The 12,739-nt window shown below is 66.7% G+C and carries 12 protein-coding genes (1 of these 12 running past the window's edge); 11 read left to right on the forward strand and 1 reads right to left on the reverse strand.

The genetic code is table 11. The features are described 5' to 3' along the window. Positions 1 to 27: 27 nt before the first annotated feature. The 10 genes from WC815_19895 to WC815_19940 are packed head-to-tail and all read left to right on the forward strand — an operon-like array spanning position 28 to position 11,562. Positions 28 to 1,269, forward strand: a complete 1,242-nt coding sequence (locus tag WC815_19895) for a pitrilysin family protein (protein ID MFA5911046.1) — start codon at positions 28 to 30, stop codon at positions 1,267 to 1,269. A gap of 35 nt (positions 1,270 to 1,304) precedes the next feature. Further along, positions 1,305 to 2,600, forward strand: a complete 1,296-nt coding sequence (purB, locus tag WC815_19900) for an adenylosuccinate lyase (protein ID MFA5911047.1) — start codon at positions 1,305 to 1,307, stop codon at positions 2,598 to 2,600. 3 nt (positions 2,601 to 2,603) lie between these two features. Beyond that, entirely contained in the window at positions 2,604 to 2,846 is a 243-nt protein-coding gene (gene purS / locus WC815_19905) for a phosphoribosylformylglycinamidine synthase subunit PurS (GenBank protein MFA5911048.1), read from the forward strand. Continuing rightward, positions 2,843 to 3,544: a phosphoribosylformylglycinamidine synthase subunit PurQ gene (gene purQ, locus WC815_19910; protein MFA5911049.1), complete on the forward strand. Its 702-nt coding sequence runs from the start codon at positions 2,843 to 2,845 to the stop codon at positions 3,542 to 3,544. The genes purS and purQ overlap by 4 nt, the downstream gene beginning before the upstream one ends. 8 nt (positions 3,545 to 3,552) lie before the next feature. Further along, a complete protein-coding gene (purL, locus tag WC815_19915; protein MFA5911050.1) occupies positions 3,553 to 5,820 on the forward strand; it encodes a phosphoribosylformylglycinamidine synthase subunit PurL in 2,268 nt (755 codons plus the stop codon). A gap of 56 nt (positions 5,821 to 5,876) precedes the next feature. Continuing rightward, complete coding sequence (gene purF, locus WC815_19920; protein MFA5911051.1) at positions 5,877 to 7,325, forward strand: amidophosphoribosyltransferase; 1,449 nt, start codon at positions 5,877 to 5,879, stop codon at positions 7,323 to 7,325. Positions 7,326 to 7,364: 39 nt separating this feature from the next. Beyond that, complete coding sequence (locus tag WC815_19925) at positions 7,365 to 8,546, forward strand: hypothetical protein (GenBank protein ID MFA5911052.1); 1,182 nt, start codon at positions 7,365 to 7,367, stop codon at positions 8,544 to 8,546. 41 nt (positions 8,547 to 8,587) lie between these two features. Continuing rightward, the gene (purM, locus tag WC815_19930) at positions 8,588 to 9,613 is read left to right on the forward strand and encodes a phosphoribosylformylglycinamidine cyclo-ligase (protein ID MFA5911053.1); all 1,026 of its coding nucleotides are present in this window, start codon (positions 8,588 to 8,590) and stop codon (positions 9,611 to 9,613) included. Continuing rightward, the gene (gene purN / locus WC815_19935; protein ID MFA5911054.1) at positions 9,588 to 10,214 is read left to right on the forward strand and encodes a phosphoribosylglycinamide formyltransferase; all 627 of its coding nucleotides are present in this window, start codon (positions 9,588 to 9,590) and stop codon (positions 10,212 to 10,214) included. The genes purM and purN overlap by 26 nt, the downstream gene beginning before the upstream one ends. Positions 10,215 to 10,227: 13 nt before the next feature. Further along, positions 10,228 to 11,562: an amidohydrolase family protein gene (locus tag WC815_19940; protein MFA5911055.1), complete on the forward strand. Its 1,335-nt coding sequence runs from the start codon at positions 10,228 to 10,230 to the stop codon at positions 11,560 to 11,562. Positions 11,563 to 11,576: 14 nt separating this feature from the next. Here WC815_19940 and WC815_19945 read toward each other — a convergent pair whose 3' ends face one another. After that, complete coding sequence (locus WC815_19945; GenBank protein MFA5911056.1) at positions 11,577 to 12,407, reverse strand: metallophosphoesterase; 831 nt, start codon at positions 12,405 to 12,407, stop codon at positions 11,577 to 11,579. A 70-nt stretch (positions 12,408 to 12,477) separates the two neighbouring features. Here WC815_19945 and tyrS point away from each other — a divergent pair, with 70 nt between their 5' ends. Beyond that, positions 12,478 to 12,739: the 5' portion of a tyrosine--tRNA ligase gene (gene tyrS / locus WC815_19950; GenBank protein MFA5911057.1), read on the forward strand. Its footprint extends 1,010 nt past the window's final position; only the first 262 of its 1,272 coding nucleotides appear in the window; the start codon lies at positions 12,478 to 12,480; its stop codon lies off the right edge, out of view.

Raw genomic sequence — 12,739 nt, forward strand, 5'->3', positions numbered from 1 at the left:
GTGTCCGAGCCCAATATCCGTCGCGCCGTGCTTGCCAACGGTGTCCGTCTTGCCACCGAGCGGATGCCGCACGTGCGATCGGTGGCCATCGGCATCTGGCTCACCCGCGGGTCGCGTCATGAACCGCCGGAGAACATGGGCATCGCGCACTTCGTCGAGCACATGCTCTTCAAGGGCACGCCCACGCGATCCGCGGAAGAAATTGCGCAGCAGGTGGATTCGATCGGCGGCCAGATCGACGCCTTCACCTCGAAGGAATACGCCGGCTACTACCTGAAGGTGCTCGACGAGCACCTGCCGCTCGCCGTCGAGATTCTCGCCGACCTGATCAGCAACCCGCTGTTCGACGAAGAGGACATCGAGAAAGAGAAGAAGGTCATTCTCGAAGAGATCAAGATGGTCGAGGACACCCCCGACGATCTGGTCCACGAAATCTTCGCGGAAGGCTTCTGGTTCGACCATCCGCTGGGCCGCCCCATTCTCGGCACGCCGGCCAGCGTCCAGGCCCTCGATCGCGCCACGCTCAAGCGCTACTTCGCCAACACCTACGTCGCCGGGAACTTCGTCGTCGTCGCGGTCGGCAACCTCGAGCACGACAACGTGCAGGGCCTGCTCGAGCGCGCGCTGGCGAACATTCCGCATCACGGCCCGGCCGCGGAGCAGACGGCGCCGGTCGTCGCGTCCACGATCCAGATCCGGAAGAAGGAGCTCGAACAGAGCCACGTCGTGTTCGGCACGCCGGCCCTCCCGCAGCACCATCCGGAACGCTACGCGGGCTACGCGCTCAACACGACGCTGGGTGGTTCCATGAGCTCGCGCCTGTTCCAGAACGTCCGCGAGAAGCGCGGGCTGGCCTACGCGGTGTTTTCAGGACTCTCGGCCTACCAGGACTCCGGCGCCTTGAGCATTTATGCCGGCTGCTCCAACTCCGCGGTGGCCGAGCTGATCGACGTGGTGGTCGCCGAGATTCGCCAGATGAAGGCCGGTGGCCTCGACCCGGTGGAGTTGCGGCGCGCCAAGGATCATCTCAAGGGCTCGCTGATGCTCGGGCTCGAAAGCACGTCGAGCCGGATGTCGCACCTCGCCCGGCAGGAAATGTACCGGGACCGCACCGACGGCCTCGATGAGATGCTGGCGTCGATCGAGCGCGTGACGGCAGAGGACGTGCTGAGGCTGGCCGATCGCTTTTTCGTCAATGGGTCGCTCGCGGTTACCGTGCTCGGGAACGTGAACGGCCTGAAGGTTACACAGGACAGCTTGGCACTATGAGGGCGCAACGCTGATGGCTGAGGGTCGAAGCTGACATGATTCAGCGTTACACCAACCCCGAAATGGGTCGCATCTGGAGCGAGCAGCGCAAGTACGAAAGCTGGCTCCAGGTGGAAATCGCGGCGGCCGAGGCCATGGCCGAGGCCGGCATCATCCCCGTCGAGGCGGCCCGGGACCTGCGGGCGAAGGGCGCCTTCGACATCGCACGCATCGACGAAATCGAGAAGGTCACCCAGCACGACGTCATCGCCTTCACCACCTCGGTGGCCGAGAAGGTCGGGCCGTCGGCCCGCTGGCTCCACTTCGGCCTCACCTCATCCGACGTCGTGGACACCGCGCAGGCGCTGCAGATGGTCGAAGCCTGCGACCTCATCCTGAAAGACATGGCGGGACTTGCCGAGGCCATCAAGATCCGCGCCGCCGAGCACAAGCACACGCCGATGATCGGGCGGACGCACGGCGTGCATGCCGAGGTGATGACCTTCGGCTTGAAGCTGGCGCTGTGGTACGCCGACCTCGGCCGCTCGGTCGAGCGCGTGCGGCGGGCGCGCGACGGCGTGCGCGTCGGCATGATTTCGGGCGCCGTCGGCACGTTTGCGCATCTCGATCCCTCGATCGAGGAGGCGGTCTGTCGCCGGCTCGGCCTCGAGCCGGACGCGGTGTCGTCGCAGGTGATCCAGCGCGATCGCCACGCCGAGCTGATGAGCGCGATGGCCATCACCGCCGCCACGCTCGAGAAGTTCGCGCTCGAGATTCGCGGCCTGCAGAAGACCGAGATCGGCGAGGTCGAAGAGCCGTTCGGCAAGGGGCAGAAGGGCTCGTCGGCGATGCCGCACAAGCGCAACCCGATCGGCTGCGAGCAGATCGTCGGCCTGGCCCGCCTGCTGCGCGGCAACGCCATGGCCGCCTTCGAGAACGTGGCGCTGTGGCACGAACGCGACATCTCGCACTCGTCGGTCGAGCGCGTGATCCTGCCCGACAGCTTCATCGCCCTCGATCACATGCTCCGCCGCTTTACCCGCATCGTGACCGGCATGGTGGTGTATCCCGGGCGCATGCTCGAGAACCTGAACCGCTCGCGCGGCGTGGTGTTTTCGGGGCAGGTCCTGCTGGAGCTGGCGCGCCACGGCGTCTCGCGCGAGCAGGCCTACGAGTGGGTGCAGCGCAACGCCATGCGCTCGTTCCACGAGCACACCGACTTCAAGCCGCTGCTGCTGGCCGATGACGACATCGGCAAGGTGCTGCCGGCGGCCGAGATTGAAAAGGCGTTCGACTTGAAGGAGCAGCTCCGCAACGTCGACACCGTGTTTTCACGTGTCTTTGGAGGATAACGAATGCGTGCCCGTGTCTATGTGACCCTGAAACCCTCGGTGTTCGATCCACAGGGCCGCGTGGTGGCTGACGCGCTCGTCACGCTCGGCTACCAGGACGTGCAGGACGTGCGGCAAGGCAAGTTCTTCGAGGTCGAGCTCGCTGCCGCCGACGCCGCCACGGCCAAGGCCCGGGTCACCGAGATGGCCGACAAGCTGCTCGCCAACCCGGTAATCGAGAGCTATCGCGTCGAGGTCTTCGAATGAAGTTCTCGGTCGTCGTGTTTCCCGGGTCGAACTCGGACTACGACGCGTTCTACGCCGCCTCGCACGTGCTCGGGGAAGACGCCGCGCTGGTGTGGCACAAGGACACCGACCTGCAGGGCGCCGACGTGGTGATTCTCCCCGGCGGCTTCGCCCACGGCGATTACCTGCGCACCGGCGCCATCGCCCGCTTCTCGCCGATCATGGGGGCGGTGAAGGCGTTCGCCGACCGCGGCGGCCCGGTCCTCGGCATCTGCAATGGCTTCCAGGTGCTGCTCGAGGCCGGGCTGCTGCCCGGCGCCATGGTCCGTAACGATCGCATCAAGTTCGTGTCGAAGATGGTGCCGGTCCGCGTCGAGCAGACCGACACGCCCTTCACGGTGGCGTGCGCGTCGAAGCAGGTCCTGCACATGCCGGTGGCGCACGGCGAAGGCAACTACTACGCCGACCCCGAGACCCTCGCCGCGCTCGAGGCCAATCGCCAGGTCGTGTTCCGCTATTCGAACGCCGCCGGCGAGGTGTCGCCGGCGAGCAACATCAACGGGTCGCTCAACAACATTGCCGGCATCTGCAACCGGCAACGCAACGTGGTCGGGCTGATGCCTCATCCCGAACGAGCCACGGAAGCGCAGCTGGGGAGCGCGGACGGCCGCGTCATCCTGGCGTCGGCGGTAAAAGCACTCGCATCTCTCTCGAGGTAACGGCACCGGTGGCTGTCATTGACGCGGCGGTTTTGGAACGGCACGGCATCAAGCCGGACGAGTACGAGCGCATCCTCGAGTTGATGGGCCGCGAGCCCAACCTGCTCGAGCTCGGCCTGTTCTCGGTGATGTGGTCGGAGCATTGCAGCTACAAGAGCTCGCGCGTGCACCTGAAGACGCTGCCGACCACCGGCCCGCGCGTGGTGCAGGGGCCGGGCGAGAACGCCGGCGCCGTCGACATCGGCGACGGGCTGTGCGCGGTCTTCAAGATCGAATCCCACAACCACCCGTCGTTCATCGAGCCCTATCAGGGTGCCGCGACCGGCGTCGGCGGGATCATCCGCGACATCTTCACCATGGGCGCGCGGCCCATCGCGCTGCTCAACGCCTTGCGGTTCGGGTCGCTCGACACCGCGCTGGCGCGGCGCATCTTCGAGGGCGTGGTCGCCGGCGTCGGCGGCTACGGCAACAGTATCGGCATTCCCACCGTGGGCGGCGAGATCGTCTTCGACGAGATCTACGCCGGCAACCCGCTGGTCAACGTGTTGTGCCTCGGCATCGCCCGCATCGACGGCATCGTCAAGGGCGCCGCCAAGGGCGCCGGCAACCCGGTGTTTTACGTCGGCGCCAAGACCGGCCGCGACGGCATCCACGGCGCCACCATGGCGTCGGCGGAGTTCGACGAGAAATCGGCGGAGAAGCGTCCGGCGGTGCAGGTGGGCGATCCGTTCATGGAAAAGCTCCTGATGGAAGCCTGCATCGAGGTGATGAAGACCGGCGCGGTGCTCGGCCTCCAGGACATGGGCGCCGCCGGCCTGTCGTGCGCGACCTCGGAAATGGGATCCCGCGGCGGTGTCGGCATGACCATCGACGTGATGCACGTGCCCCAGCGCGAGACCGGCATGACGCCCTACGAGATCATGCTCTCCGAATCACAGGAGCGCATGCTGCTGGTCGTCGAGAAGGGTCGCGAGCACGAAGTCGAGGCGGTGTTCGAGAAGTGGGACCTGCACGCGGTGCAGGTCGGCGAAGTCATCGAGGGGACCCGCCTGAAGATCCACGAGCGCGGCGTGCTGGTGGCCGATGTGCCGAACCGCGCGCTCACCGATGAGGCCCCGGTCTATCGCCGGCCCATGCAGGAGCCGTCCTGGCAGAAGGACGCGCAGCGCCTGTCGCTCGCCGAACTCGGCGCCGCGCCGCCGGCGCAGTCGGCGTTCGAGCGACTGCTGGCCGTGCCGACCATTGCCAGCAAGCGATGGGCCTACGGACAGTACGACCACAGCGTCGGCACCAACACCATTGCGCAGCCCGGCTTGTCTTCGGCGGTCGTGCGTGTGAAGGGCTCGACGAAAGGCCTGGCCGTCTCGGTGGATGGCAACGGCCGCTACTGCTACCTGGATCCCTATCGCGGCGCCATGCTGGCCGTGGCCGAAGCGGCGCGCAACGTGGCGTGCGCCGGCGGCGAGCCGATTGGCGGCACCAACAACCTCAACTTCGGCAATCCCGAGCGGCCCGAGATCATGTGGCAGCTGGGCGAGGCGGTGCGCGGCATCGGCGACGCCTGCCGCGCGCTGGGCATCCCGATCACGGGCGGCAACGTCAGCCTCTACAACGAAACCGAAGGCCGCGCCATCTACCCGACGCCCGTGCTCGGCGTGGTCGGGCTGCTGGACGATGCCACCAAGACGGCGACGCGGGTGTTCAAACGCGCCGACGCGCCGGTGGTGTTGCTGGGCGATAATCTAGGGGAACTTGGCGGCAGCGAATACCTGGCCACCATGCATGGCACGGTCGCCGGTCAGCCGCCCGCGCTCGACCTGTCGCGTGAAGCGGCGCTCCAGACCCTGATCCTGAAGCTGATCCGTGGCGGACTCGTGGACTCGGCGCACGATTGTTCGGAAGGCGGCCTCGCCGTCACGCTGGCGGAATGCACCTTCGATAGCGGTGGCATTGGCGTCACCGCGGACGTTGCTGAGGTCCGGCTGAAGCCGGACGCTACCTCAGCTGTGGTGTCCGGCTTTAGCCGGACCTACGCCGTCAACGCGACGCTGTTCGGCGAGTCGGCGACGCGCATCGTCGTGTCGACGCCGGAGAATCGGCTCGAGGCGGTGTTGGCCGCGGCCAAGAACGCCGGCATCACCGCGACGGTGATCGGCAAGACCGGCGGCGACCGGATCCAGATTAGCGCCGGTGGCGACCTGGTGATCGACTCGGCGATCGGCGATGCGGAGCAGGCGTGGGCAACGGCGATCGCAACCAAGATGGGCCGCCGATGACGCGAGTGCACCAGGGCCGCAGATGACGCAGATAACACAGATGGCGGAAGAACCCTATGTTTGACAAGTTCCGCGACGAGTGCGGTGTCTTCGGCATCTACGGACACCCGGAAGCGTCGAAGCTGGCCTACCTGGGCCTCTACGCGCTGCAGCATCGCGGACAGGAAAGCGCCGGCATTGCCTCGGCCGACGGCGAGCGCGTGCGCCTGGTCCGGCAGATGGGCTACGTCAACGAGATTTTCAACGCAGCCACCCTGGCCACGCTCAGCGGGCCCATCGCCATCGGCCACACCCGATACTCCACCGCAGGCGAGAGCAAGCTATCGAACGCCCAACCCATCCTGATCGACTGCGTTCATGGCCAGGTCGGCATCTGCCACAACGGCAACATCGTCAATGCCAACGAAGTGCGCGACCGGCTCGTTCGCGCGGGATCGATTTTCCAGACCAACAGCGACACCGAAGTGGTGCTGCACCTGTATGCGCGGTCGCAGGCCGGGTCGGTTGAGGACGCGCTGGTCGAGTCTGTCACCCAGCTCACCGGCGCCTTTTCGTTCGCGCTAATCACCAAAGACAGCATGATTGCCGTGCGCGATCCGCACGGGTTCCGGCCGCTGGCGCTCGGCCGGCTTGATGGCGCCTGGGTCGTGAGCTCGGAGACGTGCGCGCTCGACCTGATCGGCGCGACCTACGAGCGGGAAGTCGAGCCCGGCGAAGTGTTGGTCATCGGCCCGCACGGGTTGCGGTCGATCAAGCCCTTCCCCAAGTCGCCGCTGTCACACTGCATCTTCGAGCACGTCTACTTCGCGCGGCCCGACAGCGAGGTGTTCGGCCAGAGCGTCAACGAGGTCCGCACCGAGCTCGGGCGCGCGCTCGCGCGTGAAACCGGCGTCGATGCCGACGTGGTGGTGCCGATCCCAGACTCGGGTGTCTGTGCGGCCATCGGCTTCTCGGAAGAGTCGAAGATCCCGCTGCGAATGGGGTTGATCCGCAATCACTACGTCGGGCGGACGTTCATCGAGCCGGCGCAGTCGATCCGCCACTTTGGCGTGAAGGTGAAGCTGAACCCCGTCAAGAGCATCCTGGCGGGCAAGCGCGTGGTGCTGATCGACGACTCGCTCGTGCGCGGCACCACCAGCCGCAAGATCGTGAAGATGGTGCGCGCCTCCGGCGCCGCCGAGGTGCACCTCCGAATCAGCTGCCCGCCCACGATCTCGCCGTGCTTCTACGGCGTCGATACCCCGCGCCGTCGCGAGTTGATTGGGGCCACGCACACGCTCGAGGAAATCCGCAAGTACGTGGCGGCCGATTCGATCGGCTACCTCAGCCTCGACGGTCTGCTGGCCTCGGTGAAGGGGCAGGGACCGTCGTACTGCACCTCGTGTTACACCGGCCAGTACCCGGTGGCCTTCCCGCGCGATCACAATGGCTACCTCCAGTTGTCGCTCAAGATCGATGGCCGCCCGGAGCCGATGCCGGAAGAAGAGCCCGAAACGGTTGGCTAGGCCGCGGATGAACGCAGATTACACAGTCAGGCTTCTGGTATGCGGCTGACGGTTATTGTGCTGGTCCTGCTCGCGGGGGCTTCCTTCATGGGGGGCTCGGCCCTGCTCGCGCAGGAGCGCGGACCGACGCCGGCCTCGCCCGAGGAGATTCGCCAGGCCATCGGCAAGCTCGGGGACCTCGACTACGCCACGCGCATGGGCGCGGGGCGCGTGATTCGCCGCTCGCCGGCGGCCCAGGTGGTCTCGGCGCTGCTGCAAACGGTGGCCGAGCATGCCGACGGCTACATCCGCTACAAGGCGCTGACGCTGCTGACCGGCTACAGCGATCCGCGCACGGTGGACGCCATGAAAGAGGCCATGGTGTCGCCCAACGATCGGTTGCGCGAGGTCGCCTTCGCCTATTTCGAGCAGTACCCGGAGCCTTCGCTCACCGCGAAGATGCTGGCGGCGCTCGACAAGGAGGAAGGCGAGTTCGTCCGCCCGGCCCTGATTCGCGCGCTGGCGGCCGTTCACAGGGAACCCAAGGTCACCGAGGTCCTCATTCGCGATGCCGGCCGCGGCGTCGATTTCTTCCGCAGCACCGTGATTGAGGCGCTCGGCGACTACACGGTGGCGGCCGCGGTGACCAAGCTCACCGAGATTGCGAAGGTCGACGGCCCGCTGCAGGATGACGCGGCGACGGCCCTCGGCAAGATTGGCGACAAGACCGCGTTGGGCACGCTGGCGGAGTTGCAGCGGTCCGCGGCCAAGGAAACGCAGCCGGCCGTGGCCGCCGCCATCTGCCTGATGGGCGTCAACTGTTCCGCGCACATCGGCTACCTGGAGAAGACGCTCACGTTCGCCGACACTTATCCTGGATACCAGGACCTGCTCCGGGGCGCGGCCGCCGGGCTCGGCAACATCGCCCGGCAGGGCAACGCCGAGGCCCTGGACATCCTGTTTCGCGTCGGCATCCCCTCGCAGGATCCCGTGCGCGCGCCGGTCACGCTGGCCCTGGGCCTCGTGGCGCTGCGCAACACGCCGTTGATGCTCAAGACGCTCGAGGCGCATCCCGACCAGGCCGGGGCCGTCGGCATCCTGGCCGAGGCCTTTGACATGCTCGAAGAGGATCTCGAGGAAGAGCGTTTCTTCGTCGCCGTCCGCCGCGCCTACTGGTCCGCGCCGGATGGTTCGCCGACCCGAAAGTTGTGCGAGCAACTGATCACAAAGTTGGATTTCTAGTGTTGCCTGACCCCAAGTCTCAAGCCCCAAGCCCCAAACCTATGGACTACAAGAGTTCAGGCGTTGACATCGACGCCGGCAACGAGACCGTGCGCCGCATCAAGCGGCTGGCGAAGTCAACGTTCACACCCGGCGTGCTGTCGGAGATCGGGTCGTTCGGCGGCCTGTTCAAGCTCGACACCGCGGCCTGGAAGGAACCGGTGCTGGTCTCGAGCGCCGACGGCGTCGGCACCAAGCTCAAGGTCGCCTTCATGGCCAACGAGCACCGGACCATCGGCGTCGATCTCGTCAACCACTGCGTCAACGACATCCTCGTGCAGGGCGCGGTACCGCTGTTCTTCCTGGATTACCTGGCGACCGGCCGCCTGTCGCCGGACGTGGCCGAGCAGATCGTCCAGGGCCTGGCGCGCGCGTGCCAGGACAACGGCTGCGCGCTGCTCGGCGGCGAGACCGCGGAGATGCCCGGGTTCTACAACGACGGCGAATACGACGTCGCCGGCTTCATCGTCGGCGTCGTCGATCGGGCGCGGCTGATCGACGGGCGCGCCATCGCCGCGGGCGACGTGCTCATCGGCCTGCCGTCGGCCGGCCTGCACACCAACGGCTACTCGCTGGCGCGCATGATCGCGTTCGAGGAGCTGAAGCTCACGGTTGACAGCCATGTGCCGGACCTCGGCGAAACCGTGGGCCAGGCGCTGTTGCGTCCGCATCGTTCGTACCTGCCGGTGATCAAGCCGCTGCTCGGCCGCGGCCTGATCAAGGGCATGGCCCACATCACCGGCGGCGGCATCACCGACAACCTGCCGCGCGTCCTGCCGGCCGGAACGGCCGCCCGCGTCAACCGCACGGCGTGGCGCGTCCCGGCCCTCTTCCGCTGGCTGGGCGAATCCGGCCGCGTCCCGGAGTACGACCTCCGTCGCGCCTTGAACATGGGGATCGGCATGATCCTCGTGGTAGACAAGAAGGACGTCGACGTCGTCCGCCAGGACCTGTTGGATGCGGGTGAGGCGAACAGCGTCGTGATCGGCGACATCGTCCCTGGTGAACCAGGTGTGCAGTACGTCTAGGAAAAGATCCCCGACCGCTTTTCTCGGGGTCCTCATTTCGGGGCGGGGCTCCAACCTCAAGGCCATCATCGACGCCATCGCCGACGGTCGGCTCGACGCGGCGATCGCGGTCGTCATTTCCAACCAGGCCGATGCGCCGGGGCTGGCGCACGCTCGCGCGGCTGGCGTCGAGACGCTGGTCCTGAGTCACAAGGCGTTCGCCACCCGTGAGGACTACGACCGGGCGATGGTGAAAGAACTCAAGGACCGCCAGGTTGCCCTCGTCTGCCTTGCCGGTTTCATGCGGTTGCTCAGCCCCGTGTTCGTGGATGCGTTCCCTGACCGCATCCTCAACATCCACCCGTCGCTGCTGCCGAACTACCCCGGTTTGCACCCGCAGCAACAGGCGCTGGACGCCGGCGCGGCCGTGAGCGGCGCCACTGTTCATATTGTGAACAAGGACCTCGATGCGGGGCCGGTAGTCCTGCAGGCACAGGTCGCCGTGGTCCCTGGCGACACCGCCGAAACCCTCGCCGCCAGGATCCTCGACGTCGAGCACGCCCTGTATCCCGCGGCAATCGCGCTGATGCTCGATCGGGTTACCAACCACCCATCGCCGTAGTGAGGAGCCATCCATGAGACACGTCGCATCGCTGCTGTTGGCCTGCTTGCTGGCAGCCGCTGTCCCCTCCGCACAGGCGCCGGCGCAGCCGGCACCGGCCGTGGTCACCGCGATTCGCGCGGGCCGGCTGCTCGATCCCGAAGCCGGGCGAATCCTGGCCAACCAGGTGATCCTCATTGACGGTGCCCGCATCCGCGCCGTGGGTCCGAACCTCACGATCCCGCCGGGCGCTCGCGTCATTGACCTGCCGAATATGACCGTGATGCCGGGCCTCGTCGAAGCGCACAACCACCTGGCGCTCACCTACAAGCCGGTGCCCGAGAGCAACGTCTACTACTACACCTACGTGCAGGAATCGACCGCGCTTCGCGCGATTCAGGCTGCCTCTAACGGCATGCAGATGCTCGCCTCCGGATTCACGATCGTCCGCGACATGGGCAACAACGGCAACTACGCCGATACGGCGCTCCGGCAGGCGATCGAGCAGGGCTGGATCCCCGGCCCGACGATCATCAACTCCGGCATCATCATCGGCGGCATGGGCGGGCAGTTCTTTCCGACGCCGGAAATGGCGAAGGACCACAACATCGTCTACCCGGAATACCTCGATGCCGACACGCCCGATGAAATCGTCAAGGCGATCCGCCAGAACGTCCTGTTCGGAGCCAAGGTCATCAAGATCTGCGTCGACTGCAAGCCGTACGGCTACACGGCCGACGAAATTCGCCTGGTGATTCGCGAGGCCGCGAAGTCGGGAATGAAGGTCGAAGGCCACGTGCAGACGCTGCCCGGCGCGAGGAATGCCATCGAGGCGGGCATCTGGTCGATCGCGCACTCGGGGGCGCTCACCGACGAGATGCACAAGCTGATGGCGCAGAAGGGCATCTGGCGCGCCGGCACCGAAACGCCCCCGGGCCTCGAGGGCCACCCGGTCTCGGCGCCGGCGTACGAGCGGACCGTCGCCGGCCTCAAGAACGCCTACGAGAACAAGGTGCCCCTGACGTTCTCGACTGACGCCGACTACTGGGTCCCCGGCAAGACCCGCGGTGAGCTGTGCCTGGAGTTCCTGAAGACGTGGATCGACGCCGGAATCCCGAACGCCGACACCCTGCGCGCGTTGACCATCAACGGCTACCGGGTGAGCGAAACCGAGACCACGCGCGGGCCCATCAAGGCGGGCTTCTTCGCCGATTTGATCGCCGTCCCGGGCAACCCGCTCGAGGACCTGAACGTGCTGAAGAGCGTCCGCTTCGTGATGAAAGATGGGCAGGTGTTCAAGGCCGACGGCGTCATGACGCCGGCCGCGTTCTTCAATGGCGGTCCGGTGAACGGCTGGCGTATCCGCTGATCAACAGGCGACGCTCAGGCCGGCGGGGCCGGCCTGAGCGTCAGCACCGCCACATCAGGCGGACAGTTGATGCGCACCGGAACATACACGGTGCCGACCCCCTTGCTGACGAACAACGACGTGTTCTCTCGCAAGGCGTAGCCCGCAAGTACCGGGAACTTGCGACCGGCAATGGCGCCGACCGCCGGCACAATCACCTGCCCGCCATGCGTGTGCCCCGACAGCACCAACTGCACATCGAGCGCCGCCGCCTCCACCAGCCGCCGCGGGTCGTGTGCCACCAGGATGGTGGTGCCGCCGGTGCCCTTCAGCACGTCCGCGATCTCGCCAGGCGATCTCGTCCAGAAGCGAATGCCGGCAATGTCCAACCGCTCGCCGCGCACCGTCAGCGCCGTGCGCTGGTCCTTCAACATGGTGAAGCCGCGCGCCGTGAGCGTGGCAGGCACTTCACGCTCATCGTCGTGATTGCCGAGCACGGCGAACGAACCGAATGGGGCCTCCGCGAGTGGCGCCAGCAGTTCGGCCACCGGCCCGGCGTAGCGCCGGTCGAAAAAGCTCACGTAATCGCCACCCAGCACGACAATGTCCGGCGCCGCCTCTTTCAGCACGGCCACCGCCCGCGCCACATCCTCGGCGGGCACGACCGAACTGTGGTGGACGTCGGTGATCATGCCGATGCGCAGGCCATCGAGCGCGGGAGGCAGTCCCCGGACGGTGATGTCGCGGACGATGCGTTCGAGGTGGTGGCGCTCGTAAGCGACACCGTATGCGGCCACTCCGGTGAGCGCGCCCGCCGAGACGACGGTGGCCGATCGAAGGAAGTCGCGGCGCGTGAGAGCGGCCACGGCGCCAGTATAGCCGCCTGCCTGCCCTGAGCGCTCCTGGCGGGTCGAAGGGTTGTTATAGTTGTCCCTTATGAGCGTGTTCGACGAGTTTCAGTGGCGGGGGATGTACTTCGACGCGACCGATGGCGCGCAGGACGCGCTCTCGAAAGAGAAGGTCACCGCGTACATCGGCTTCGACCCGACCGCGTCGAGCCTTCACGTCGGCTCGCTTCTCACGGTGATGGGCCTCGCCCGCCTGCAGCGGTTCGGGCACACGCCGATTGCGCTGGTCGGCGGCGGCACCGGCATGATCGGGGACCCGAGCGGCAAGTCGCAGGAGCGGGTGTTGCTGT

This window comes from Vicinamibacterales bacterium (assembly GCA_041659285.1).
Classification (GTDB): Bacteria; Acidobacteriota; Vicinamibacteria; order Vicinamibacterales; family UBA2999; genus 12-FULL-67-14b.

Bases quoted from the DNA above. Each gene is read 5' to 3' on its own strand.
- purB (MFA5911047.1), top strand. From the start codon at position 1,305: ATGATTCAGCGTTACACCAACCCCGAAATGGGTCGCATCTGGAGCGAG.
- purS (MFA5911048.1), top strand. From the start codon at position 2,604: ATGCGTGCCCGTGTCTATGTGACCCTGAAACCCTCGGTGTTCGATCCA.
- purQ (MFA5911049.1), top strand. From the start codon at position 2,843: ATGAAGTTCTCGGTCGTCGTGTTTCCCGGGTCGAACTCGGACTACGAC.
- purF (MFA5911051.1), top strand. From the start codon at position 5,877: ATGTTTGACAAGTTCCGCGACGAGTGCGGTGTCTTCGGCATCTACGGA.
- WC815_19925 (MFA5911052.1), top strand. From the start codon at position 7,365: ATGCGGCTGACGGTTATTGTGCTGGTCCTGCTCGCGGGGGCTTCCTTC.
- purM (MFA5911053.1), top strand. From the start codon at position 8,588: ATGGACTACAAGAGTTCAGGCGTTGACATCGACGCCGGCAACGAGACC.
- WC815_19940 (MFA5911055.1), top strand. From the start codon at position 10,228: ATGAGACACGTCGCATCGCTGCTGTTGGCCTGCTTGCTGGCAGCCGCT.